This is a genomic window from Cloacibacillus evryensis DSM 19522, assembly GCF_000585335.1.
GTDB classification, from domain to species: domain Bacteria; phylum Synergistota; class Synergistia; order Synergistales; family Synergistaceae; genus Cloacibacillus; species Cloacibacillus evryensis.
Genome location: NZ_KK073872.1, coordinates 1,242,960 through 1,265,783 on the forward strand (window position 1 = coordinate 1,242,960; position 22,824 = coordinate 1,265,783).

General features: G+C 58.4%; 23 protein-coding genes and 1 tRNA gene. 12 read left to right on the plus strand and 12 right to left on the minus strand.

The genetic code is table 11. The features are described from left to right. Positions 1–87 precede the first annotated feature (87 nt). Both CLOEV_RS05490 and CLOEV_RS05495 read left to right on the plus strand, forming a co-directional pair. Positions 88–1,719: an FAD-dependent oxidoreductase gene (locus CLOEV_RS05490; protein ID WP_008711208.1), complete on the plus strand. Its 1,632-nt coding sequence runs from the start codon at positions 88–90 to the stop codon at positions 1,717–1,719. A 28-nt stretch (positions 1,720–1,747) separates the two neighbouring features. Beyond that, positions 1,748–2,701 carry a 4Fe-4S binding protein gene (locus CLOEV_RS05495; RefSeq protein WP_008711212.1) on the plus strand — a complete coding sequence of 318 codons (954 nt, stop codon included), beginning with the start codon at positions 1,748–1,750 and terminating at the stop codon, positions 2,699–2,701. 246 nt (positions 2,702–2,947) lie between these two features. Here the strand turns inward: CLOEV_RS05495 and CLOEV_RS05505 are convergent. From CLOEV_RS05505 to lepA, 9 genes are all read right to left on the minus strand, one after another. Then, a tRNA-Ile gene (locus CLOEV_RS05505) sits at positions 2,948–3,024 on the minus strand. Positions 3,025–3,043: 19 nt separating this feature from the next. Continuing rightward, the gene (locus tag CLOEV_RS05510; protein ID WP_008711213.1) at positions 3,044–3,223 is read right to left on the minus strand and encodes a ferredoxin; all 180 of its coding nucleotides are present in this window, start codon (positions 3,221–3,223) and stop codon (positions 3,044–3,046) included. An 87-nt stretch (positions 3,224–3,310) separates the two neighbouring features. Continuing rightward, on the minus strand, positions 3,311–4,117 hold the full coding sequence (locus CLOEV_RS05515; protein WP_008711216.1) for a phosphoribosyltransferase family protein: 807 nt from the start codon (positions 4,115–4,117) through the stop codon (positions 3,311–3,313). 5 nt (positions 4,118–4,122) lie between these two features. After that, positions 4,123–4,812, minus strand: a complete 690-nt coding sequence (locus CLOEV_RS05520; RefSeq protein WP_050805892.1) for a GHMP family kinase ATP-binding protein — start codon at positions 4,810–4,812, stop codon at positions 4,123–4,125. Positions 4,813–5,058: 246 nt separating this feature from the next. Then, positions 5,059–5,304, minus strand: coding sequence for a Veg family protein (locus CLOEV_RS05525; protein ID WP_008711220.1), 246 nt, complete (start codon positions 5,302–5,304; stop codon positions 5,059–5,061). A 104-nt stretch (positions 5,305–5,408) separates the two neighbouring features. Continuing rightward, positions 5,409–7,319, minus strand: coding sequence for a selenocysteine-specific translation elongation factor (gene selB / locus CLOEV_RS05530; protein WP_008711222.1), 1,911 nt, complete (start codon positions 7,317–7,319; stop codon positions 5,409–5,411). 1 nt (position 7,320) lies between these two features. Then, positions 7,321–8,754, minus strand: coding sequence for an L-seryl-tRNA(Sec) selenium transferase (gene selA / locus CLOEV_RS05535; protein WP_008711224.1), 1,434 nt, complete (start codon positions 8,752–8,754; stop codon positions 7,321–7,323). Positions 8,755–8,820: 66 nt separating this feature from the next. Next, complete coding sequence (hemW, locus tag CLOEV_RS05540) at positions 8,821–9,930, minus strand: radical SAM family heme chaperone HemW (RefSeq protein ID WP_051484913.1); 1,110 nt, start codon at positions 9,928–9,930, stop codon at positions 8,821–8,823. Positions 9,931–10,017: 87 nt separating this feature from the next. Further along, a complete protein-coding gene (gene lepA, locus CLOEV_RS05545; RefSeq protein WP_008711229.1) occupies positions 10,018–11,829 on the minus strand; it encodes a translation elongation factor 4 in 1,812 nt (603 codons plus the stop codon). A 145-nt stretch (positions 11,830–11,974) separates the two neighbouring features. Here lepA and rsmA point away from each other — a divergent pair, with 145 nt between their 5' ends. Next, on the plus strand, positions 11,975–12,850 hold the full coding sequence (gene rsmA / locus CLOEV_RS05550; protein ID WP_008711231.1) for a 16S rRNA (adenine(1518)-N(6)/adenine(1519)-N(6))-dimethyltransferase RsmA: 876 nt from the start codon (positions 11,975–11,977) through the stop codon (positions 12,848–12,850). Next, positions 12,831–13,766, plus strand: coding sequence for a tRNA (guanosine(46)-N7)-methyltransferase TrmB (trmB, locus tag CLOEV_RS05555; RefSeq protein WP_008711233.1), 936 nt, complete (start codon positions 12,831–12,833; stop codon positions 13,764–13,766). Before rsmA ends, trmB begins: the two co-directional genes overlap by 20 nt. A gap of 87 nt (positions 13,767–13,853) precedes the next feature. Here trmB and CLOEV_RS05560 read toward each other — a convergent pair whose 3' ends face one another. Next, positions 13,854–15,047: an MFS transporter gene (locus CLOEV_RS05560; RefSeq protein ID WP_008711235.1), complete on the minus strand. Its 1,194-nt coding sequence runs from the start codon at positions 15,045–15,047 to the stop codon at positions 13,854–13,856. 82 nt (positions 15,048–15,129) lie between these two features. Between CLOEV_RS05560 and CLOEV_RS05565 the strand changes: the two genes are divergently transcribed. Both CLOEV_RS05565 and coaD read left to right on the plus strand, forming a co-directional pair. After that, positions 15,130–15,627 carry an RsmD family RNA methyltransferase gene (locus CLOEV_RS05565; RefSeq protein ID WP_008711236.1) on the plus strand — a complete coding sequence of 166 codons (498 nt, stop codon included), beginning with the start codon at positions 15,130–15,132 and terminating at the stop codon, positions 15,625–15,627. Then, positions 15,620–16,108: a pantetheine-phosphate adenylyltransferase gene (gene coaD / locus CLOEV_RS05570; RefSeq protein ID WP_008711239.1), complete on the plus strand. Its 489-nt coding sequence runs from the start codon at positions 15,620–15,622 to the stop codon at positions 16,106–16,108. The genes CLOEV_RS05565 and coaD overlap by 8 nt, the downstream gene beginning before the upstream one ends. Positions 16,109–16,169: 61 nt before the next feature. On the opposite strand, the gene CLOEV_RS05575 is transcribed toward coaD, so the two are convergent. Together CLOEV_RS05575 and CLOEV_RS05580 are read right to left on the minus strand one after the other, a co-directional pair. Next, on the minus strand, positions 16,170–16,607 hold the full coding sequence (locus CLOEV_RS05575; protein WP_008711241.1) for a GNAT family N-acetyltransferase: 438 nt from the start codon (positions 16,605–16,607) through the stop codon (positions 16,170–16,172). Next, entirely contained in the window at positions 16,604–17,815 is a 1,212-nt protein-coding gene (locus CLOEV_RS05580; protein WP_034442426.1) for a tRNA(Met) cytidine acetate ligase, read from the minus strand. Before CLOEV_RS05580 ends, CLOEV_RS05575 begins: the two co-directional genes overlap by 4 nt. Before the next feature lie 80 nt (positions 17,816–17,895). Between CLOEV_RS05580 and CLOEV_RS05585 the strand changes: the two genes are divergently transcribed. The 6 genes from CLOEV_RS05585 (at position 17,896) to CLOEV_RS05610 (ending at position 22,820) form a co-directional block, all read left to right on the plus strand. Beyond that, the gene (locus CLOEV_RS05585) at positions 17,896–19,104 is read left to right on the plus strand and encodes an acetate/propionate family kinase (RefSeq protein ID WP_034442429.1); all 1,209 of its coding nucleotides are present in this window, start codon (positions 17,896–17,898) and stop codon (positions 19,102–19,104) included. Positions 19,105–19,111: 7 nt separating this feature from the next. Continuing rightward, positions 19,112–19,696, plus strand: a complete 585-nt coding sequence (locus CLOEV_RS05590) for a DUF177 domain-containing protein (RefSeq protein WP_051484914.1) — start codon at positions 19,112–19,114, stop codon at positions 19,694–19,696. 83 nt (positions 19,697–19,779) lie between these two features. After that, positions 19,780–19,980 carry a 50S ribosomal protein L32 gene (gene rpmF / locus CLOEV_RS05595; RefSeq protein ID WP_008711251.1) on the plus strand — a complete coding sequence of 67 codons (201 nt, stop codon included), beginning with the start codon at positions 19,780–19,782 and terminating at the stop codon, positions 19,978–19,980. Between the two features lie 287 nt (positions 19,981–20,267). Next, a complete protein-coding gene (fapR, locus tag CLOEV_RS05600) occupies positions 20,268–20,858 on the plus strand; it encodes a transcription factor FapR (RefSeq protein WP_034442433.1) in 591 nt (196 codons plus the stop codon). After that, positions 20,852–21,865, plus strand: a complete 1,014-nt coding sequence (gene plsX, locus CLOEV_RS05605; RefSeq protein ID WP_034442436.1) for a phosphate acyltransferase PlsX — start codon at positions 20,852–20,854, stop codon at positions 21,863–21,865. Before fapR ends, plsX begins: the two co-directional genes overlap by 7 nt. Further along, positions 21,852–22,820 (plus strand): 3-oxoacyl-ACP synthase III family protein, encoded by a 969-nt coding sequence (locus CLOEV_RS05610; RefSeq protein WP_008711257.1) that lies wholly within the window; start codon positions 21,852–21,854, stop codon positions 22,818–22,820. The genes plsX and CLOEV_RS05610 overlap by 14 nt, the downstream gene beginning before the upstream one ends. Positions 22,821–22,824 lie beyond the last annotated feature (4 nt).

The following is a 22,824-nucleotide window of genomic DNA, read 5'->3' on the forward strand; positions in this document are numbered from 1 at the left end:
ATATAAATTATATTTTATTACTTTTAATAATCAAAAGATAGCCCTATAATTGGCTGCGGCAAATAATATTACAAGGGGCGTGGAATTGTGAAGATTCTTGTGATCGGCGGCGTGGCGGCTGGCACGAAGGTCGCGGCGAAGCTTAAGAGGGAAGACCGCGGCGCGGAAGTCCGCATATTGGTAAAGGATAAGGATATCTCCTACGCGGGCTGCGGCCTGCCCTATTATGTCGGCGGCGTCATCGCCGACAGGGGGGCGCTTATCGTCAATACGCCGGAGAAGTTTTCCGCGCTGACGGGCGCCGCGGTGCTTACGGGCAAGGAGGCCGTCTCGCTGGACAGGGAGGCGAAGCTGGTGACCGCCGTCGACACGGAGACGGGGGAGAGGGAGGCTTATTCTTACGACAAGCTGGTCATTGCGACGGGCGCGAGCCCCGTGGCGCCGCCCTTTCCCGGGATAAATCTGAAAAATGTATTTTTTATGAGGAAGCCGGAGGACGCCGTGTCTCTGCGCGCGGCGGTCGATACGGGGGAGATCCGGCGCGCGGTCGTCTGCGGCGGCGGTTTTATCGGCCTCGAGGTGGCGGAGAATCTCGCTGCGAAGGGCGTCAGGGTTTCGGTCATCGATATGGCGGAGCAGATCCTTCCCGGCTTTGACCCGGAAATGGCCGCTTACGCCGAAAGGCATCTCGCCGACCACGGCATCGCCTGCTTCACCGGGGCGAAGCTCGAGGAGATCATCGGCGGCGAAAAGGTGGAGAAGATAAGGACCGATAAGCGCGCGATGAAGGCGGACGCAGTGGTGCTGTCGCTCGGCATCCGTCCGAACACGGCGTTTCTAGCCGGCAGCGGCATCGAGCTCGCCCCCGGCGGGACGATAAAGGTCGACGGGCAGATGCGTACCAACGACCCAGACGTGTATGCCGTCGGCGACTGCGCGATGGTGACGAACCGCGTCACGGGAGCCCCAGCCTGGTCCCCGATGGGCTCTTCCGCCAATATAGAGGGACGCCTGGCCGCCAGGGTGCTCGCGGGGGAGGCGCTTTCATATCCCGGCGTGCTCGGCACGGGCGTCTGCAAGCTGCCGGAGCTCAACGTCGGCCGCACGGGCCTCACGGAGGCGGCGGCGAAAGAGGCCGGCTATGACGTGGTGACGGTGACGGCGGTCGTAGACGACAAGGCGCATTATTATCCGGGCGCGTCAAATTTTATCGTTAAGATGATCGCCGACAGGCAAAGCGGCAAGTTTCTCGGCCTGCAGGCGCTCGGCAAGGGCGCGGTCGACAAAATGGTCGATATCGCCGTCGTCGCGCTGACGCTGGGAGCCTCGCTGCATGACCTTGAAAACATGGACCTTGCCTACGCGCCGCCGTTCTCAACGGCGATACATCCCTTCGCCCATACGCTCAACGTGCTTCTCAACAAGATAAGCGGCGGGCTGGATTCGTTCACTCCCGCGGAATACGCGGCGGGACTGGCGGATGATTATAAGATAGTGGATGTTTCGATAAATCCGTCGCTGGAGGGCGCGCCCTATGTCGATCTTACGAAGATAGCCGGGCCGCTGCCGGAATACGGGACCGGCGATAAGCTGCTTCTCGTCTGCGCCAAGGGCAAGCGCGCCTATCTGACGCAGAACCGCATGAAATTTTACGGCTATGATAATACGAAGGTGCTCGAAGCCGGGCATATCTTCAATGAAATAGATATCGAAGAATAAATCAAGGGAATAAGGGGAGAAATCAGTTATGGCAAACGGTTCTGTTACGCCCGAGGAAGAGAAGTCCGTCAAGGCGCTGGGTTTTTTGAGGAACAGGGGCACGAATAATTTTTCAGGGAGGATCATCACCGTAAACGGCAAGATAACCGCCGACCAGATGATATGCCTGTCCGAAGCGGCCAAGCTCTACGGGAACGGCGTCGTCACGATGACGACGCGGCTCACAGTCGAATGTCAGGGGATACCGTTCGACAAGATAGAGGATTTTCGCGCCCATGTCGCGAAGGCGGGGCTCTCGACCGGAGGCACCGGCTCCAAAGTGCGCCCCGTCGTCTCCTGTAAGGGGACGACCTGCCAGTACGGCCTTATCGACACTTTTGAGCTGTCAGAGGAGATCCACGAGAGATTCTACAACGGTTACAGGTCTGTGAAGCTGCCGCACAAATTTAAGATCGCCGTCGGCGGCTGCCCGAATAACTGCGTCAAGCCGGACCTCAACGACGTCGGGATCATCGGCCAGCTGATCCCCAACTTTGACGAAGAGAGCTGCAACGGCTGCAAAAAGTGCGCGGTCGTGAGCGCCTGCCCCATGAACGCGGCGAAGGTCGCGGACGGCCTGCTTCAGATAGACGGCGCGAAGTGCAACAACTGCGGACGCTGCGTAGGCAAGTGCGGCTTTGACGCCATCGAGGACGGCACGCGGGGATATAAAATATACATCGGCGGCAGGTGGGGGAAGTCCACCGCCGTGGGCAGGCCGCTCGGCAAGGTATTTACCGACAGGGAAGAGGCGCTCGCGGCCATAGAACGGGCGATATTGCTCTTCTGCGAACAGGGAAAGACCGGAGAACGTTTCGCCTCCACCATCTCGCGCCTCGGTTTTGAGTACGTGGAAAAGGAACTGCTCGACGGCGGCATCCTCTCAAGAAAAGACGAGATCCTGGCAGCCGGCCTCCACGCAACAGGCGGCGCCACCTGCTAGAAACGTGACGAAAGAGGGCGGCGGAGCTCGATTGCCCCCGCCGCCCCGCCCGACGCGCTCATTCGCCGGCCTAACCCCTAACCCCCAAGCCGCCGGGCTCCGGCTCGCAGGCCGGAGCGACGGGAAATATGTCGTAATTATGAGTTTGTTGGTAAGGGTATGCGGCAACGATCATTTTCACAGCCGCGTTCTTTGGGTATATATTCAAAAAAATAACCCGGCTTAAAAAGCCGGGATTTTTGTCGGTGGTGGGCCCATCAGGAATCGAACCTGAAACCATCCGGTTATGAGCCGGGAGCTCTAACCAATTGAGCTATGGGCCCTTATGTCAGGGCGGCAGGGCTAGTCTATCGTTATAGCCGATACCGGGCAGCTGTCAGCCGCCTCTTTAGCCGAAGAATTGACTTCATTGCTTATGACCATGCATTTGCCTTCATCTTCGTCTAGCTTAAAATTTTGTGGACAAAGCTCGAAGCACACGCCACAGCCGATGCAGTCATCAAGGTTAACTTTTATACCCATGGCGAGTCACCTCCCTTCCACGAGGTAAGATTCTACGACATTTTCAGTGATACGTCAAACACTTTTTTATAAATGGGCCGAGGGACGCTACTCCCTGCCCGGCGTCACGGCGAGGCGGTTCTGCCCCTCCGAGCTGTGCTTCAGCGTCAGCAGCGACCGGTAGTTGGGGACGGTCTTTTCTTTCGGCTCGTCGTAGGCGATGAAGACGCCGATCCCCGCGACTTCGGCGTCGAACTGCTTCGCCATGAGCAGCATGCCGGACGCGGTGCTGCCGCCGCGCATGAAGTCGTCTACGATGAGGACGCGGCAGCCGCGGCGCATTTGGCGGGTGCCTATATACATGGTTTTGACGTCTCCGCTCGCGGTCGGATAGTGCACGCCCACGGCGGCCCCGTCGCTGGGGCGATTGCGGAAGCGGCAGACGGCGAGGGGAACGCCGAGCGCGTAGGCGGCGAACATCGCGATGGGGATGCCCTTTACCTCGGATGTCATGACGACGTCGGGTTCGGCGTCGGTGAACAGCGAGGCCATGCAGTAACCGAGCGAGAGGGCCGTTTCTGGGTTGAAGATAAGGTCGCTGTAGTAGATCAGTCCGCCGGGCAGGTTCCTCTCCGGGTCTGTCAGTTTTTCGGCGATCTCGGAGAGCAGCGTCTGGCGGTATTCTGGCGTGCATATCGGAACGAAGCGCGCGCCGCCGCTGCGTCCGCGGTCGACCTGCATCTGTCCGAATCCCTCCGCTACCATCGCCGAATTGATGACTTCGACGTCGTCGCTGATGACGGTCTTTGAGACGTTGAATTTGCTTGCAAGATCTGTCAGGGATATAAGCTTCGACGGACAGAGCATAAATTTTGCCGCTAACCTGACCAGTCTTTCTGTTCTTTGACCCCTCATAGTGATCACTCCATATTAAATGTTTTTAATATCCAGCCTTCATTGTTATATATCTTTTCGGCACGAAGCGCCTCTTCCCGGTCAGCGTAGAGGCCAAAGAAAGCGCTTCCGCTGCCGCAGAGCCCCCAGCCGCGGGCGCCCGTTTCCGAGGCTATCTCCTCCGCGACCGCGTACTCGCGGTGCTCCTCTGTAAGTATAGGGAAAAAATCGTTGGGCAGCCGGTTCGCCCGATGTCCTTCCCTGAGCCGACGCAGGCATTCGGCGGCCTCTGCCGCGATCTCTTCCTCCGACGGCGGAGCCTCGTTTTTGTTCTCGGCGCGCATGGCGTCCAGCTTCGCGTAGGCCTCTTTCGTGTCGGAACTCCACTTGGGAAAAGCAAGCACCCATCCCAGCTTTGGAGCCTCTCCGCCCGGGGTCAAAATTTCTCCTATGCCGCGCGCTGCCGCCATTTCACTGTCGGAGGCGAGAAAGGCGATATCCGCGCCTAGCCGTCCGATTTCTTTTTCCGTCATCTCAAGACGGAAATTTTCCCTTAGCCACTTCAGCAACGCGGCCGCGTTGCCGCTCCCGGCCCCTATCCCGCTCCCGGCAGGAAAAAATTTATCAAGCCGTATTTTGAGGGGCGGGATGTTCGCCGCGCACTCCCTTGCCGCCGTGAGAGCTTTTGTTACAAGGTTTTCTCCTATTATCGGCATTCCTGTTACTTCCAGAAAATCTCCAATAATTTCATCGCAATTTGCCCGAATTGTCAACCTCTCTACCGCTCTTTTCTGCCAAAATAGTGAATATATTTCATGATATCCGTCACTGCGCCGGGAGAGTATCCGCAGTGTCAGGTTTATTTTGATAGGGGAGTTTATTATGCTTTGCACCTTGATCCTCCTGAAGATATACTAAAACGCCCCGGCTCGTCTGCCGGGGCGTAGTCAGTCAAAGAATTTCTAAAAGAGATTTTCTCCGCTGGGTTCCAGCTGCAATTCAACTTCTTTGGTGAGGAGATCCGTATAGCTGAAAGAGATCGTACTCTGCTGGGATTCTATGAATACCGTAAAGAGGCTGGGGTACGTCTCCTTTATTATCCCTGTGCGCTCCTCAATCTTGCGCCTGCCGTTGGCCGCGCGGTATGAGATTTTGGACCCTTTGTGGAGAGACACTATCTCACGAATTGATTCTAAAGTATACGCCATACACAACACCTCCACAAGTCGTCAAGTAATTGTACATCAAAATTGGCGAGATTGCAATACAATCTTGAAAGGGAGGTGCGTTTACCAGCCTTTTATGCAAACATTTATTTTTTCATTAATATGCGCTTGTCGCCGACCCGTCTGGTGATCCCCTTGCTGTCAAAGTATTCAAGCAGCGGCAGAGCGTATTTTCTGCTGCTGCCGGTCGCGTCGCGCACCGCGGCGAGCGTAATGTCGCCGGAAATATTTGCTAACTTTTCTTTGAAATCAGCCTCAATTTCAAGGAATAGAAGGAACGCGCCCGTTATGAGCGCGAGTTCTTTTTTCTCCTTGAGGTAGGCGATAATGCGTTTCATCTCTTCCGCGGTGAAGCCCAGGGCAGCCTGCGCCTCTTCGACGCTTGGCATGGAGTAACCCATTTTGACGGCGTATTTTTTCAGCGCCGTGACATTGGCGGAGAAAAGTTCCTCGTCAAAGGGCTCGAAGTTGGCGAGACGCGCCCGCTCGTCTTCAAATTTTATCACGCCCTGTTTTTCAAAGAGCGTGAGAAGTTCGCGGGTAAACTTCGTATCCTGCAAGTCAATGGCCTTTGCGCATTCTTCGGCGGGCATTCCCTTTCTCTCAGGGTGTTCCCTGTGGAAGGAGGCGAGGGCCTTTGCGAGCCCGGAGCCGAGTTCTTCCATTTTGCCCTTCGAGAGCAGGACGGCGCTGCCGCCGCGGATCACGCCGATCTCCCCCCTCGCCTCAAGCGGAGAGAGCGCGCGCATAAGCTCCGCGATGTTTATCTCGTTCATCCTCGCGGCGTCGGCCGCGTTTATCAGCCCTTTGTAGTTTATCAGCGCAAGCAGCCTCTCTTTTAGCTGCGGTTCTTCGGAGAGCCTGTCGAGATATTCCAGCAGGGCGGTCTTTGACTGCCTGTTTTTAGGGCGTTCGCCCGCGGGCATCAGTATCTTTCCGCCGGCCACCGTCACCAGCGGGCTGTATGTCCTCAGTATGAAGCAGCTGTTCATCGAGGCGACGACGGGGTCTTCCGTTATCAACTGAGCCGCCGCGCTTTCGCCGGGAAGTATCTGTTCCCTGTCGAGCAGCGAGACACGGGTCACGGTGTCCGTGGTCCCCACGTGGAGCCTCAGCCTCTGCCAGTGTTTAAGCGGCTCGGCGGACGGCAGCAGCCTGATGCTGACGTCGAGGCACTTGGAGGCGGTGAAACAGTCTTTCGCCGTTACGACGTCCCCGCGTCCCACATCGCTGAGCGATATTCCAGCAAGGTTCACCGCGACGCGCTGTCCCGCCGTGGCGACGGAGACAGGCGCGCCGTGTACCTGTATGGAGCGTACCTTTGAGGGGAAGCTCCGCGGCATCACCTCTACCTCGTCTCCCTCGCGGACTTCGCCGTTGATGGCCGTGCCGGTGACTACGGTGCCGAAGCCTGAGATGTGGAAAGCCCGGTCGACGGGGAGGAAGAAAGCGCCTTTGCGGCTCTTGGCGTCCGCCGTTTCTGTCATCCGCTGCAGCGCCTTTTTGAGTTCTTCGATGCCCGCTCCCGTGTAAGCGGAGACCGGTATGACCGGCTTATCGGCCAGAAATGTATCCGCAAGCAGCGATTTGGCGTCGTCCACCGCCATTTCGAGCATCTCTTCGTCGACGAGGTCTATTTTGTTGATAACTGTCAATCCGTTTTTTATGCCCAGCAGCGAGAGGATGGCCAGGTGTTCGCGCGTCTGCGGCATCACGCCGTCGTCGGCGGCGATGACGAGCATTACCGCGTCTACGCCCGCCGCTCCCGCCACCATTTGGCGGATGAATTTTTCATGTCCGGGAACGTCGACGATGCTTATCGTCTGCCCCGACGGCAGGGTGAAGGGGGCAAAGCCCAGCTCGATCGTCATGCCGCGCTTTTTTTCCTCCGCTAGGCGGTCGCAGTCGACGTCGGTGAGGCGCTTTACGAGGGTCGTCTTGCCGTGGTCTATGTGTCCGGCTGTGCCGATGACAAATGGGTACTCGTTGTTGGCCATATCAGGCTCCGCGCTCCGACGGCATGTGGAGGATCTCGTCAAGGGCGTCGATGATCCGCCTGTCGTCTCCCGGCCGCATGGTGCGCAGGTGGAAGAGTACTTTGTCTTCGGCCGCGCCCGTGATCACCGGATGGCTTCCCCGGCGCAGCTTTTCCGCGAGTTTGCCCGCGCTGCCCATCTCGGGCAGGCGCAGGGCCACCGCGTATCCCGCGAGCTCCGACTGCGGAAAGGTGCCTCCGCCCACGGTGTCGTTTACGGGGACGACTTCGATCATCAGCCGCTGTATCCTCGTGTTCTTAAAATAGCTCTTGAGCCGGCGGCTGAATCTCTTCGCATCCTCAAGCAGCTCCTCTTTGGTTTTAAAGATCATGTCCACCGTCGGTATCGCGCGGCCGTCCCCGCGCAGGTAGAGGCGCAGCGTCGCCTCGCAGGCGGCCAGCGTCATCTTGTCGACGCGCAGCGCGCGCAGCAGCTGATGCGATTTCAGTTTTTCTATCAGCTCTTTTTTACCGACGATCGCCCCGATCTGCGGGCCGCCGAGCAGTTTGTCGCCGGAGAAGGTGACGATGTCGCAGCCGGCTTTGAGCGATTCCGCGACGGTGGGGTCGTTTTCGCTTGAGAGTCCCGCCGCCGAGGTGTCTATCAGCATGCCGCTGCCGAGGTCCTCCATGAAGACCAGGCCGCGGGCGCGGGCGAGCGCCGCGAGTTCTTCGCGCGGCACGGCGGAGTGGAATCCCGTAACGCGGTAATTGGACGGATGCACCTTCAGGAGTACCGCGCATTCTTCCGTGATCGCCGTTTCGTAATCTTTGAGGTGCGTGCGGTTTGTCGTGCCGACCTCGACCATCCTTGTGCCGGAAAGGGCCATGATGTCCGGGATGCGGAAGGAGCCGCCGATCTCGACGAGTTCCCCGCGCGAGACGACGGATTCTTTATCATTCGCGAGCGCCGAGAGGGCCAGGATCACCGCCGCCGCGTTGTTGTTGACGACGAGCGCCGCCTCCGCCCCCGTGAGGCGGCAGAGCAGCCATTCCACGTGGTTGTTGCGGTGGCCGCGCGCGCCCTCTTCGAGTGAATATTCAAGGGTGTTGTATGAGCCGGCGATCTCAAGGACCTCTTTTACCGCCTCCTCCGCGAGCAGCGATCGTCCGAGGTTGGTGTGGATGACGACGCCGGTCGCGTTGACGACGCGGCGCAGGCTCGGCGTCGATTTTTTATCGAGCAGCCGCCTCGCGTCGTTTTCGATCGATTCAAAGTCGAAGGCCGTGTCTGGGTCTTTAAGTATCCTGGCGCGCTGGGCGGCGAGCAATTCGGTCAGCAGCAGCTTCACCGTCTCGCGTCCAAGTTTTTTTTCGTATCCGTCTATCCACGGCAGAGCCAGCAGCTTGTCCATGGAGGGGATGTTTCTCATTATCTTTTGAATGTTCGCGTCCAAGGGAAGTCCTCCCTGTCATTTATATTGGTATTGACCACCTAATTGTATATGAAAATCCTGAAAAAGTTATATTATTTCAGACCAAATCAGGTTTGCGACCCTCAGTCCCTTCCGGGTCAGCCTGATCCCCCGCCCGTCGTTCTCATAAAGGTCGCGGGGAAATTTTCGCAGCGACGCGGTCAGGGAATCGAGGGCTTTTTCTCCGTACCTCTCCGTGAAAGCCGTCCTGTCGATGCCGGAGGTCATCCTTAACCCCAGCACCGCCGCCTCGCGCGCGCTTTTTTCAAGGGGGAGCCTTTCTTCCTCTTCGACCGGCAGCCGCCCTTTCGTCAGCTCCGCCGCGTATCGCCGCAGTTCGCCGAAGTTTTTATAGCGAAGCCCCGACAGATAGCCGGCGGCCCCCGGCCCGGCTCCGAAGTATTCCCCCTCGCGCCAGTAGTTGATGTTGTGGCGGCTCTCGCGCCCCGGTTTCGCGAAGTTTGCGACCTCATACTGCGCGTAGCCCTTGCGCGGAAGGTACCACTGGGCCCACCGGTAGGCAGCGTATCCGTCGCCGAGGATCTTTTCATCGAGCGATCCCCACGGCGTGCCCTCCTCAAGCGACAGCTGGTAGAGCGATATATGATCCAGGCCGCAGCGCGCCGCCTCGCGCAGGGTGCGCCCCCAGTTGGCGAAGCTCTGATAGGGCAGCCCGAAGATAAAATCCGCGCTCACGGAGAAGCCGGAGGCGAGCGCCGCGGAGATCGCGCCGTGCGCCTGGCGCGGGCTGTGCAGCCGTCCCATCAGCGAGAGTTCGGCGTCGTCAAAGCTCTGTACGCCGATGCTGACGCGCGTCACACGCCAGTCGCGCCAGGTCAGCAGATGCTCAGCCCGCAGTGAATTTGGATTCGCCTCGACCGTGACCTCCGCTTTCTGATCGAAGTCGAAGTACCTCTCTATAAGCTCCGTCAGCGCGAGCCATTGCGGCCCGGTGAGCGTTGTCGGCGTGCCGCCGCCGACGTAACAGGTCGCGAGCCTCGGCCTCTCCGCGGAGGAGAGGCGAAGCGAAAATTCGCGCTCCAGCATCGACAGCCAGAGCTCGCGCTCGCCCTCGCGCGGCACGGCGCTCTCAAAGGCGCAGTAATTGCATTTGCGTTCGCAAAACGGAACGTGGATATAGAGAGAACGACAGCTCATGGAGTTACCTTTCTACCGGCCCCTGACACAGCGCCGCGGCCTGTGTCCGCCCGTGGCGCTGATGATGTTTATGATCGGCGGCGATCCCTATTTATCCTCGGCTTTGGTGACGTCCATGAAGGCGAGGAACGCCTCCTGCGGTATGGAGACGCGCCCCACCTGCTTCATGCGCTTTTTGCCCTCTTTCTGCTTCTCGAGCAGCTTGCGTTTGCGGGTGATGTCGCCGCCGTAGCACTTGGCGAGAACGTCCTTGCGCACCGCCTTGATGTTCATGCGGACGATGACCTTCTTGCCGACCGCCGCCTGTACCGGCACCTCAAATAGCTGGCGCGGTATCAGCTCCTTGAGCTTGCCGACCACGGCGTGTCCGCGATGGTACGCCTGGTCCGCGTGGCAGATGAAGGAGAAGGCGTCGACCGGCTCCTCCTGGAGCAGCACGTCCACCTTGACGAGCTTCGAGGCGCGGAAACCCGTGTGGTCGTAGTCCAGCGAGGCGTAGCCGCGCGTGCATGACTTGAGCCTGTCGTGGAAATCAAGGATGAATTCCGCGAGCGGCATGTCGTAGGTGAGGCGCACGCGCTCCGGCGTTATGTAATCCATCGAGACGTAGGTGCCGCGCTTGTCCTGGCAGAGCTGCATCGCCGCGCCGACGAACTGTTCGGGCATAAATATCGAGAGTTTTATGTATGGCTCGCGTATCTCCTCGATGCGGACGGGGTCGGGAAAGTCGGAGGGACGGTGCGCCTCGATGATCGAGCCGTCCGTCTGCACGATCTGATAGACGACGTTCGGCGCGGTCGCCACAAGGTCGACGCCGAACTCGCGGTTCAGCCGCTCCTTCGCGATCTCCATGTGCAGCAGCCCGAGGAAGCCGCAGCGGAAGCCGAAGCCCAGCGCCGCGGAGTTCTCCGGTTCAAAGCTGATCGCAGAGTCGTTTATCTGTAATTTTTCCAGCGCCTCGCGCAGCTGGTTGATGTCCTCGCGCTCCACGGGGTAGAAGCCGCAGAAGACGACCGGCTTCACCTTTTTATAACCCGCGAGCGGCGCGGAGGCGGGCTTCGCGCTGTCGGTTATCGTGTCGCCGACATGCGCTTCGTCGATCGTCTTTATGCTTGCGCAGATAAAACCGACCTCTCCGGGGCCGAGCCTCTCGACCTTCAGCATGTCGGGCTTGAATACGCCGACCTCGTCTATCTGGTAATCGCGCCCGGTCGCCATGAAGCGGACATTCTTCCCCGCCGCCAGCGTTCCGTTCATCACGCGGACATAGCAGATGACGCCCTTGTAGTTGTCATACACGGAATCAAAAATGAGCGCCTGCAGCGGGGCCTCCGCCTCGCCGACCGGCGCGGGGACGTCGCGCACGATGCGCTCCAGCAGCTCTGGGATGCCCTCGCCGGTCTTTGCCGAGACGGGGACCGCCTCTTCGGCGTTGATGCCGATTATCTCCTCGAGCTCGCGCTTCACCTGTTCCGGGTGGGCCGAGGGGAGGTCTATCTTGTTCAGGATCGGCACGAGCTCGAGGTCGAGGTCCGCGGCAAGATAGCTGTTCGCCACAGTCTGCGCCTCGACGCCCTGCGCCGCGTCGACGACCAGCACCGCCCCCTCGCAGGCCGCGAGCGAACGCGAGACCTCGTAGGAGAAGTCGACGTGTCCCGGGGTGTCGATGAGATTCAGGATATATTCCCTGCCGTCCTGCGCCAGATAGTTCATCCGCACGGGAACGGACTTTATGGTGATGCCGCGCTCGCGTTCGATGTCGAGCCGGTCGAGCAGCTGCGCCTTCATGTTTCTCTTGTCTATCGTACCCGTCGCTTCGAGAAGCCGGTCCGAAAGCGTCGACTTTCCATGGTCGACGTGGGCGATGATGCTGAAATTCCTGATATTTTCCAATTTCATTCGCGTAAATTCACTCCCTCAAAATCACATTGTATTTTATCCGATAATGGCGGTGCAGGGCAATGTATAATTTTCCCAACTTAGATGTTAAAATACAAAGGCGGCCTCCGCGCCGCGAAAATTCCTACGAAAGCATGGACTGCAGATGGCGGATAAACGGCATTTTATACATAACACCGATATTGGACAAAATTTTCTGATCGACCGCGGCGTCGTCGAGTTTATATTAAAAAGGTCGGAGCCGGCGGCCGGCGACGTCGTGCTTGAGATAGGCCCCGGCGACGGCATCCTTACGCGCGGTTTGCTGACGACGCCGCTGGCGGCGCTTTATTCCGTCGAAGTCGACGACCGGCTGCGCGACGGCATTGAGAGGATCGCCGCGCACGACGGGAGGTACCGCTGCTTCTGGGGCGATGCGGTGCGGTTCGATTACGTGCGCGAACTGCCGGAGATGCCGGCAAAAATCATCGCGAACCTGCCATACCATATAACGACGCCTTTGATGTGGGCCTTCCTCGAACAACTGGTCCCGGATAAGACCGATTACATGCTGCTGATGGTGCAGTTGGAATCGGCGGAGCGCATCGCCTCTCCCGCCGGCCACCGCGAGCGCTCGCCGCTGGGAATAACCGTCGAGGCTATGGGCAGCGCGGAGATCGTCAGGAAGATCCCGCCGTCGGCCTTCAATCCGCAGCCGCGCGTGAACTCGGCGCTTATCGAAATAAAAATAGAGAGAAACAGGGAGCTGGCCAACGACCGGACCTGGCGCGGGCTGCTCGCGCGCTCCTTCACACAGCGCCGCAAGACCCTTGTGAACAACTGGACGGCGGGCTACGGCGGCAGCGGCGTGACGCGCGAGACGGCCCTTGAGATACTTGCCGCGCATGACCTGAGGGCGACCGCCCGCGCGGAGGAGCTTCCGCTTGAAAAATGGTTCGAGCTTGCGAAGGTACCGGAATTTCATCTGAAAAATAAAAAGAGCGGAGAACGGATAAATAAAGATGTTGTGGAATCTCAATAAAGTCATAATCAGCCAAAACGACGGGCTGCCGGTCGACTGGCGCGGAATGTCGCCGTCTGGGCGCGTCCTTGTCGAGATCGGATTCGGCAACGGGGAATTCCTCGAATTCCTCGCCGGCAGCAACCCCGACGCGCTCATCGTGGGCGTCGAGGTCTCCCAGTGGTGCGCCGCGAAGGGCGCGCGCCGGATACTCGCCGCCGGCTATGAAAACGCGCGCGTGATGCACGGGGACGCCCGCTTTCTGCTGCGCCATTGCTTTGCGCCGGAGAGCGTGGAGCGCGTATACATGAACTTTCCCTGCCCGTGGCCGAAGACGAGGCACGCCTCGCGCCGCGTCACGGTGCCGTCATTCGCCGATCTGATGAAATACCTCATCAGCCCCGGCGGCGCCTTAGAGCTCGCGACCGACGTCGATTGGTACGCGTTGGAGACGGCGGAAGTCTTTTCCGGAGATCCCGCCTTCCGCGCCGATCCCGTGGCGGTAAACCCGGCGCGCCCGTACGTGACGAAATACGAACGCAAATGGAAGGCGATGGGAAAGGATACCTGGCATTTGACGATACACAAGGATGTAAAACTTACGGAAAAACCGGCGGGGGAGGACGACTGGCCAATGGAATGTGAAGCGTCGACGAAAAAGAGCGTCAAAGAGGTCATAGATTCGCTGAAAGACTGCGAGGGAGAGGGAGTCGGCGGCAAAGGACACTGGGTGTTCCGCGACGCATTTCTCTCCGACGGCGGAGTGGGGCTGATGCTCGTCATCACCGCCGACGAAGAATTTGAACAGCATTTCTACCTCAAGGTGATCCCCAACCCGCGAGGCGTCACCATCAAAGTCGACTCCGTGGGACATCCCTACAGGACTCCGGCGATGAGGGCGGCGCTGCTGAAGGCGCTGGCCGCGGCTGAAAATTAACGCCCTCGTTATCTTTGATAATATTTGTTTTCATACGATGTGAAAAAGGGCGGAGCGCGGTTGTTCCGCCCTTGCTAAAATTCAAGCCTATTTTTTGAGCAATTTTTTGCCTATATACAATAAAGTAACGAGCCACGGCAGGAAAGCGACGGCATTGAGCGTCGCCTGCAGCCCCGCGATGTCGGCGATGATGCCGACTGGCGTGACGAAGAGATTGGCGATGCCCCATGACACCCCGTTGGACAACGAGCTTACCATACTGCGGGAATCGGGGCAGCGTCTTTGCGCCATAGCCGTGGTAACCGGGGTGCTGGCCTGTAAAAAAGCAAATCCAACCATCAGCGAGAGCAGGCAAAAGAGATTCGAGGCATGGAGGCCGATGATGAGAAAGAGCGGGGAAGCGGCAAGCGCCCCGAAAAGCACCTTCTCGTCGCCGATCATATCTGCCAGCTTTCCTCCCACGATACCGGCGAACGTCGCTGAAAGCGTGGCGGCAAATAGGACCATGCCGCCCATCGCGATGGTACTGCCGCGTGTGATGAGCAGCATCGGCAGGAATATCTTGATCGACTGGAAAACGGCGTCGCGGATGCTCGTTATCGAGACGATCCAGCCTACCCTGGAAATAAGATAACGCAGGTTGCGCAGGAACTGCGGGCGCTCGCCGGCCTCGCGGGCGGCTTCATCAGCCCGCCGTCCCATGCGGCGCCAGAGTGACAGGCAGACGCACGCCGCGACGGGAATGATGACGAGGGGAAAGCCCGGCTTGCCCAGCATCGAGATCATAAAGACGACATATATCGGTCCGATGGCGCTGCCAAAACTGCCGCTGGCCTGAAAGAGCGAAAGATAAAAGGCGAGGGCGTTCTCACCCGCCGTCGCGCCGCATCTGCCCGTGCCCTGCGGATGAAAAAGCGCCGTCCCCACGCTCATCATCCCGACGAAGATGAAAGCCGTGCCGTAACTCGGCGAAAGGGGGAGCAGCGCCGCGCCCGTGACGGAGAGCAGCGGTCCCCAGACGGCGAACCACGGGCGTCTGAGCCTGTCGGCAAAGAAACCGAAGACCGGCTGTCCGAAAATATTCGTAATGCCGAAAAGCGCGTTCAAAAGCCCCGCCTGGCTCATCGTCAGCGAAATAGACTGTGCCAGCATCGGGATGATCGTCGGCAGCGCCGTCGAATGCATATCGTTGAGGCCGTGGAGAAAGATCACTCCGAACAGCGTGCGTTTGTTTCTCTTAGAAATGGCGCGGCAATCATTACAGGCGGCGGTCGAATCCATAAAAAATCCCCCAATATCCATATATACATCAAAACTATCCGATATTATACTCTTTGTGTGAAACAGTGGGAGGAATAAGTTTATGAAAGAAATGAGACCGACGACCGGCAAAGTGACGCTGGCGCTCTTCAATATATTGGGCAACATCCACGGCAGAAGCTTTCTCGACCTTTTTTCCGGCAGCGGCCAGATCGCTTTAACGGCGGCGAGGAAAGGGGCCGCGCCGGTCGTATCTGTCGAATCGGAGCGGAAGCGCCACGCCGAGATCGTCAAAAAAGCGCCCGCGGGGGTGAAATGCCTCTGCTTCGACGTGCGCCGCGCCGTCGCCAGATTCGCGAAAAACGGCGAACGATTCGATATAATATTTGCCGACCCACCCTATAATTTAGGCTGGGGCGAAGAATTTCCCAAACTGATGGCGGCGAACGGGGAGATTTTAGCGCCGAACGGCGTTATAATCTTTGAACATTCCGAAGAGGAAGAGCCGGCCGCGATGGACGAGGCGGAGTGGGAACGCGAAGACAGAAGATACGGCGGCACGGTACTGAGTTTCTACAGCAGGAGGAATAACGATGATTAGGGCAGTATACCCGGGGTCTTTCGACCCGATAACCAACGGACATCTATATATATCGGAACGGGCGGCGGCGCTCTTCGACGAACTGATCGTCGCCGTGCTGGTCAACCCGGAAAAACGCTCCACCTTCAGCGAGGAAGAACGCCAGATCATGGCGCGCGAGGCGCTCGTCCACCTGCCGAACGTCAAGGTAAAATACTTCAACGGCCTGCTCGCGGACTTCATGCGCCAGCAGCAGAGCCGCATCATCATCCGCGGCCTGCGCGCCCTTTCCGACTTCGAGTACGAATTCCAGCTCGCGCAGATGAACCGCCAGCTCGCGCCGGAGATAGAGACCTTCTTCATCGTCACCGACGCCAAATACTCCTACCTCTCCAGCCGCGCGATCAAAGACGCCTTCCAGTTCGGCGGCGCGGTAAGAGACATGGTCCCCCCGGGGGTCTACAGAAGGCTGCGCGAAAGGATACCGCCGCGAAATCTGTAGGCGCCGCATATCCATATCCGCCGGTTACCTTCTCTTCGCCGGGATCGCGGTGGTCCAAATATCAGCGTTCCGGCCGCGGCCGTCTTATCTCCATCAGGTCCTGCGGCCGTTTGGTGGGGACGAAGCCCTTTTTGCGGTAGAGGCCGTGGGCGTCTTTGGTGATCAGCAACCACTGATAGACGTCGGAAAGTTCAGGCGCGCCGAGGACCCGGTCTATCATTTCCTGTGCGATGCCAGCGCCGCGATACTCTTCCTCGACGTAGAAATCGGTCAGGTAAGCGAAGCGGGTTCTGTCCGATATCACGCGCCCATATCCTATCTGCCGCCCCTCTTCGCCGAAGGCTCCGATCACAAGCGCTGAGTTTTGCGCGGCTTTTGTCACCTCGGCGAGCCCGATGCCGGGCGACCAGTAGGTTTTTGAAAGCATATCCCTCACCCTTGCCATATCCATATTCTTCAGGCCTGTTTTGTATGTGACGTTCATACCGCCCTTTTTCATACCATAATTACCTTCCTTTTATGTTCTTCGCCGTAGCTGCCGTTGGGGATCAGCTCCTCCCATAATTCGCAGGCCAGCGCCTCATAGCGCGCGGCCTTTGCGGCGTACGGCGATACCCGCGCCGCCTTGCCGTATGTCGTGACTACGGGCAGCGCGGATCTTTCCCTCATCTCGCGGAGCAGCGCGCGCCCTTTTTCGTTCATGCCGAGCACGCGGATGTACGGCGGCCCAAGGCGCTGGGCGGCGCGGTTCGTCCAATGGTCCAGCCCCAGCGCGGCGTGGACCGCCGAGCGGCGGATGCGTCCGGCGGGGTAGCGTTTCGAGGTGCAGGCGTCGGTCCATTCTTTGAAGCTTTTCGCTTCGCGCGCCGCTTCGCGCATTTTATATTCGACGCCCTCGCCGATCTCCGCGCAGTTTGCCAGCTCTTCCGTTTTTGTACGCAGGATCACGGCCCGCAGCAACTTCCAGAATGTATCGTGGCTGACGCAGGCGCGCCCCGTGTTGAGCGCGTCCTCTAAGATTCCCGCCGCCGCCGCGGGCATGTAAAGGAGCGCCTCGCTCCTTCTTTCCTCTCGCAGCGCCGCGCGTATCGCCGTGGCGCTGGGGATTTCTTCGAGTTCCGCGCAGTTGTAAGCGGAGCCGAGGCGTTTGACCGGCACCGGGCGCATAGGGTAGTTTTTCTTTTTTATCCTCATCATGTAGGAGAGCGCGAGCGTGTTGTTGCTGCCGGCAAGCAGCGCGGCGCTCCCGGGAAGCAGCTCCTCCGCCGCGCGCGCGCGCGCCTCGACGTATGAAAACCCCGCCGTCAAATATTTTTTCAAAGATAACTTGAAAGGTTCGGGTTCTTCTAGTAAGATATCAATAATACTGTCCACAAGGCAGTCTGGGTTTTCCGCGCCAAAGGAAAGATGCGTCACGGCGCCGGTCGCGGCAAGTATGTCTACGGCCGCGTTCGCGAAGACGCCGGCGTTGTGCGAGGAGAATATTACGGGCAGCTCGAGGACCAGATCTATCCCGCACGAGAGAGCCGTTTTTGCCCTTGTCCATTTATCGAGCAGAGCCGGTTCCCCGCGCTGGACGAAGTTTGAAGAGAGCACGGCGACGGCGGCCTCCGCGCCGCACGTTTCACGGGCTCTTTCGGCGTGGTAAAGATGCCCCTTATGGAGCGGATTATATTCGGCAACAATCCCGGCGACGGGGTAAAGCATAGAGGTCCACCGTCCTTTCATATTCATTAGGATACCATAAAGGGCGGTGCAAACAGATTAAGGGAGGCAACTCGGTTCTAATGAAAATTCTTGTTCTCAATTGCGGCAGCTCATCTCTGAAGTATCAGCTCATCGAAATGGATGGCGAAAAGGTCCTGGCCAAGGGGCTGGTGGAGCGTATCGGCATCGAAGGCTCGCGTATCAAGCACACAAAGACCGGCATGGACTCTGTGACGCGCGAAGTGCCGTTCCCCAACCACTCCGCGGCGATCAAGTACGTCCTCGACATTCTCGTCGATCCCGAGCTCGGCGTGCTCAAGAACCTTGACGAGCTTTACGCCACGGGCCACCGCATAGTGCACGGCGGAGAAAAGTTCACCAAGTCCGTGCTCGTTACGCCCGAGGTCGTCAAGGGCATCGAAGAGGTCATCCCTCTCGCGCCGCTCCACAACCCGGCGAACCTTCAGGGTCTCAAGGCCGTAATGGAGGCTCTCCCCGGAAAGCCGAACGTCGTCGTCTTCGACACCGCGTTCCATCAGACGATGCCGCCGAAGGCTTTCATTTACGGAACACCCTACGACTGCTACGAGAAGGACCGTGTGCGCCGCTACGGCTTCCACGGCACCAGCCACGGGTATGTCGCCGGCAGGGCGGCGGAGATACTCGGCAAGGATATCAAAGACCTTAAGATAATCACCTGCCACCTCGGCAACGGCAGCTCGATCACGGCTGTGGACGGCGGGAAGTCTGTGGATACGTCGATGGGATACGGCACGGCCGAAGGAGTCCTCATGGGCACTAGAAGCGGCAACGTCGATGTCTCCGTCATGATATACCTGATGGAGCGTTACGGCGACGTGCAGAAGGTCAGCGACATCGTCCACAAACAGTCTGGGCTCCTCGGCGTCTCCGGCGTCTCCGGCGTCTCCAGCGACCTCCGCGACGTCGAAGAAGCGGCGGCGAACGGCAACCAGCGCGCGAAGATTGCGCAGGACATCCTTATTACCGGCGTCAAAAAATACATCGGTTCCTATGCGGCGGAGATGGGCGGCGTGGACGTCGTCGTCTTCACAGCCGGTATCGGTGAAAACGGCATCGGCTTCCGCAAAGAGGTCTGCGAGAATATGGAGTTTATGGGCATCAAGATCGATCCCGAGAAGAACAACTGCCGCGGCAAAGAGGTCATCTTCAGCACGCCCGATTCAAAGGTCACGGTGATGGTCGTCCCGACAGACGAAGAAATGGCCATCGCGCGCGATACCAAGAGATGCGCAGAGGAAGCGAAGTAGGGAAGTAATGGAAAAATATCTGGAGGCGGCTCCCAAAAGCTGGAAGCATCGACTCGTGCTCTCCGCCGTTCCGAAAGACGGCGCCCCGTACGAGGACAGCTTTTCTGTACACCTGGACAGGCCGGTGAGCTACTGGGACCAGATATACACGCTGCTGTCGGACCCTCTGGTAAAGGTGGAGTCCTGCCGTTCGGAGGGGCGCGTGGTCGTCATCGTCTCCCTTCGGACGGAGGTCGGCGTTCCTTGCGCACGCTGCCTTGAACCGGCCCGCTCCGAGATCGGCGGAGAGCTGCGGTATATTTTTTCGCTTCGCCGCGACGAACGGCAGCGGGAAGAATCGGAAGAGGGGCAGGACGGGGAAGAGGAGATGATCGTTCTCGACTCATGGGAAGATGAGATCGATCTGGGACAGCTCATCTGGGAGGTCCTCATCACGGCGCTCCCCGGAGCCGTCCTCTGCTCGCCGGACTGCAAAGGGCTCTGCCCGCAGTGCGGCGCGAACCTGAACAAGGCTCCCTGCGGCTGCAAAAAAGAGAGCCGGGACCCTCGTTTCGACGTTTTGAAAAATTTTATGGCGGATAACGGTAAATAGTACTGCAAAAAAACCAATTTAGTGATAGAATTGTCCAGTTGGAAAAATGTTCCGGCGGATTTATTTAAGGGGGGAAACAGAAGATGGCAACACCCAAGAGGCGAGTATCCCACGCCCGTACGCATAATCGCAAAGCACAGTGGCTCGGCGAGCTCGAGGCCCCCAGCCTTACAGCCTGCAAGCATTGCGGAGAAATGATCCAGACCTATTGCGCCTGCCCGGCGTGCGGCTATTACAAGGGCCGTCAGGTCGTCAAGATCGCTGAAGAAAAGACAACGGATTAATAGCGCCGCAGGCCGCTTTTGGGCGGCGATGGCGAGTTTCTGTCTGACAGCCAAAGAACGGGACGGCATTTTTTGCCGCCCCGATTTTTGATTGCCGGAGGCTTTTACCCTCCGTGAAACATAGAAAATTTTCATAAAAAATTTACGCCGCGGGGCCGCGAATTATAAATTTTCCTATTGACAACGAACCTAAGATATAATATCTTGTCTGGTGTTATGACCAGCTCTTAATTGAGTTGGGATTTATGTGGCTAAGTGACCAGAGATGTTTCTTTAAGGAGAAGCAAATGCGTTCGGAAGGCAGAAAACAGCGGCACAAGCAGCTTGTAAACCTGATAGAATCGAATCCTTTGTTGACGGACGAAGAGATATCTTCCGCGCTCGGCGTCAGCCTGAGCACGGTGCGCCTTGACAGGGGCCTGCTTGCGATCCCCGAGCTGCGCGAGCGGATGCGCTCGATGGCGGAGCATGCCACGAGCCGCTTAAAATCGCTCTGCGCTGACGAGGTCGTCGGCGAGCTTGTGGGGCTTGAGCCGAGTAAATGGGCGCTGTCGATGCTTTCCACGAACCCCGATATGGCCTTTCGTCAGACGGAGATGGTCGGCGACTACTACATCTACGCGCAGGCCGCCTCGCTGGCGATCGCGACGATAGACGCCGAGATGGTGGTGGTAGCGACGGCGCGGCTCAAATATTGCCGCCCGGCCTATCTGGGAGAAAAGATAATCGCCCGTTCGAAGGTTGGGACGCATAAAGGCAACAAATATGTCGTCAGCGTTCATTCGCGTATCGGCGACAGGGAAATATTTGTCGGCCGTTTTGTGGTCGCTGCGCTGGATGCTCACAATAACGAAAAATTGGGGGACGAAATATGCTGATAGCACTGGATGCAATGGGCGGAGACCACGCGCCCGAAGAACCGTGCAAGGGCGCGATTCTCGCCTGCAGAGAGAAACCTCATCTTTCTATCGCGCTCGTAGGCGACAGCGAAAAGATAAAACCGCTCGTTGAAAAGGCGGAAAGAAATGTACGCTCACGGCTGAGCATAGTACATACCGACGAGGTGATAAACGGCAGCGACTCTCCTTCTCTCTCGATCAGAAGGAAGAAAAACTCAAGCCTCGTCGTCGGCTTTGAAATGGTCCGTTCCAAAGAGGCGGACGGCATCGTCTCCTCCGGCAACACCGGCGCGATCGCCGCGGGCGCGGTGCTCCTCCTCGGACGCATTCCGGGGATAGACCGTCCCGGGCTGGGCGCGGTGCTCCCGGTCCTCAACCGTTCGACGCTTCTCATGGATGTGGGTGGCACGGTGCGCTGCAAGCCGATAAACCTGCTGCAGTTCGCGCAGATGGGCTCCATATATATGAAGCTTTTCCAGAATGTCGAAAACCCGTCCGTGCGCCTGCTCAGCAACGGTGAGGAGATGACGAAGGGAGACGACGTGATCTCCGCGGCCAGAGGGCTGATCGAGGCGAGCTGCCTCAACTTTCAGGGATACGCGGAGGGCAAGGACATCCCCAACGGGATATCGGACGTCGTTATATGCGACGGCTTTACCGGGAACGTCATCATAAAATTCGGCGAAGGGCTCGGGGAACTGCTGAAAAGCCAGTTCAAAGAGGAATATATCCACCATACGCTGCCGAAGATAGGACTTTTCTTTATGTGGCCCGCGATGAAACGAGTTATGGGCCGTTTTGACTGGGAAAAATATGGCGGCTCCCCGGTACTGGGCGTCAACGGAAGCGTCGTCAAAGTACATGGACGCTCTAAGGCGAACGCCATAGCGCACGCCATTACGGGGGCGGCCAATTTTATAGAACGCAACGGCGTCGACCGAATACGAGAAGAGATTGCACGAGGAGTACAAAATGGCAATGATTAACGGATACCCCGTGAAGATCGCGGGAACGGGAAAATACATCCCGGAAAAGATAATGACCAACTTTGATTTTGAGGGATTTCTTGAGACCAGCGACGAATGGATCAGGAGCCGCACCGGCATTAAGAAACGGCATATAGCCGCGGATGACGAAAAGTGCAGCGATCTGGCCTACAGGGCCGGTCTGGCCGCTCTGGAAGACGCCGGAATGCGTCCCGAGGAGCTTGACCTCGTCATCGTCTCCACAAATACTCCCGATACCTATTGCCCCTGTACTTCGGCAAAGGTGCAGGGGAAGCTCGGCGCTAAGAACGCCGGCGCATATGACATCCTTGCCGGCTGCACCGGAAGCCTCACGGCTATGCTGACGGCGATAGGCGGCATTGCTGGCGGTATATGGAACAACGTGCTGGTCATCGGCGCGGAGGATTTCGCCAGCGTTCTTGACTGGAACGACCGCTCGACCTGCATCCTCTTCGGCGACGGCGCGGGGGCCTGCATCCTTACCCGTTCCGCGGAGGGCGGCCCGCGCTTCATCTCCGGAGAGCTCATGGCCGACGGAGATAAATACGATTTCATAACGATAGACAAAGAGGAGGGGCACCCCTCTCCCGTCTTGCGCATGAAGGGCTCCGAAGTGTTCCGCTTCGTCAATACGTACCTGCCCCCGTTCCTCAAAAACTTCTGTGAAAAATCAGGCGTTACGCCGCCGGAGGTGGATTTCTGGGTGCTGCACCAGGCCAACACGAGGATAATCGACAGCCTCTTCAAGCGCCTCGGCGTCTCCACCGACCGCACTCTGATCAACCTCGAAAATTACGGAAACACATCCGCCGCCTCAATGGTGGTCACGCTAGACGAGGCGATGAAAGAGGGGCGCGTAAAGAGCGGGGAGAAGATCATGTTCACCGCCTTCGGCGCCGGCATGACGCTTGGCGCGCTGCTTTACGAGGCGTAAGGAG

Excerpts from the sequence above, each read along its gene's own strand:
- CLOEV_RS05495 (WP_008711212.1), top strand. The coding sequence starts at position 1,748 with ATGGCAAACGGTTCTGTTACGCCCGAGGAAGAGAAGTCCGTCAAGGCG.
- CLOEV_RS05510 (WP_008711213.1), bottom strand. The coding sequence starts at position 3,223 with ATGGGTATAAAAGTTAACCTTGATGACTGCATCGGCTGTGGCGTGTGC.
- CLOEV_RS05515 (WP_008711216.1), bottom strand. The coding sequence starts at position 4,117 with ATGAGGGGTCAAAGAACAGAAAGACTGGTCAGGTTAGCGGCAAAATTT.
- CLOEV_RS05520 (WP_050805892.1), bottom strand. The coding sequence starts at position 4,812 with ATGCCGATAATAGGAGAAAACCTTGTAACAAAAGCTCTCACGGCGGCA.
- CLOEV_RS05525 (WP_008711220.1), bottom strand. The coding sequence starts at position 5,304 with ATGGCGTATACTTTAGAATCAATTCGTGAGATAGTGTCTCTCCACAAA.
- selB (WP_008711222.1), bottom strand. The coding sequence starts at position 7,319 with ATGGCCAACAACGAGTACCCATTTGTCATCGGCACAGCCGGACACATA.
- hemW (WP_051484913.1), bottom strand. The coding sequence starts at position 9,930 with ATGAGCTGTCGTTCTCTCTATATCCACGTTCCGTTTTGCGAACGCAAA.
- lepA (WP_008711229.1), bottom strand. The coding sequence starts at position 11,829 with ATGAAATTGGAAAATATCAGGAATTTCAGCATCATCGCCCACGTCGAC.
- rsmA (WP_008711231.1), top strand. The coding sequence starts at position 11,975 with ATGGCGGATAAACGGCATTTTATACATAACACCGATATTGGACAAAAT.
- trmB (WP_008711233.1), top strand. The coding sequence starts at position 12,831 with ATGTTGTGGAATCTCAATAAAGTCATAATCAGCCAAAACGACGGGCTG.
- CLOEV_RS05560 (WP_008711235.1), bottom strand. The coding sequence starts at position 15,047 with ATGGATTCGACCGCCGCCTGTAATGATTGCCGCGCCATTTCTAAGAGA.
- CLOEV_RS05565 (WP_008711236.1), top strand. The coding sequence starts at position 15,130 with ATGAAAGAAATGAGACCGACGACCGGCAAAGTGACGCTGGCGCTCTTC.
- coaD (WP_008711239.1), top strand. The coding sequence starts at position 15,620 with ATGATTAGGGCAGTATACCCGGGGTCTTTCGACCCGATAACCAACGGA.
- CLOEV_RS05575 (WP_008711241.1), bottom strand. The coding sequence starts at position 16,607 with ATGAAAAAGGGCGGTATGAACGTCACATACAAAACAGGCCTGAAGAAT.
- CLOEV_RS05580 (WP_034442426.1), bottom strand. The coding sequence starts at position 17,815 with ATGCTTTACCCCGTCGCCGGGATTGTTGCCGAATATAATCCGCTCCAT.
- CLOEV_RS05585 (WP_034442429.1), top strand. The coding sequence starts at position 17,896 with ATGAAAATTCTTGTTCTCAATTGCGGCAGCTCATCTCTGAAGTATCAG.
- CLOEV_RS05590 (WP_051484914.1), top strand. The coding sequence starts at position 19,112 with ATGGAAAAATATCTGGAGGCGGCTCCCAAAAGCTGGAAGCATCGACTC.
- rpmF (WP_008711251.1), top strand. The coding sequence starts at position 19,780 with ATGGCAACACCCAAGAGGCGAGTATCCCACGCCCGTACGCATAATCGC.
- fapR (WP_034442433.1), top strand. The coding sequence starts at position 20,268 with ATGCGTTCGGAAGGCAGAAAACAGCGGCACAAGCAGCTTGTAAACCTG.
- plsX (WP_034442436.1), top strand. The coding sequence starts at position 20,852 with ATGCTGATAGCACTGGATGCAATGGGCGGAGACCACGCGCCCGAAGAA.
- CLOEV_RS05610 (WP_008711257.1), top strand. The coding sequence starts at position 21,852 with ATGGCAATGATTAACGGATACCCCGTGAAGATCGCGGGAACGGGAAAA.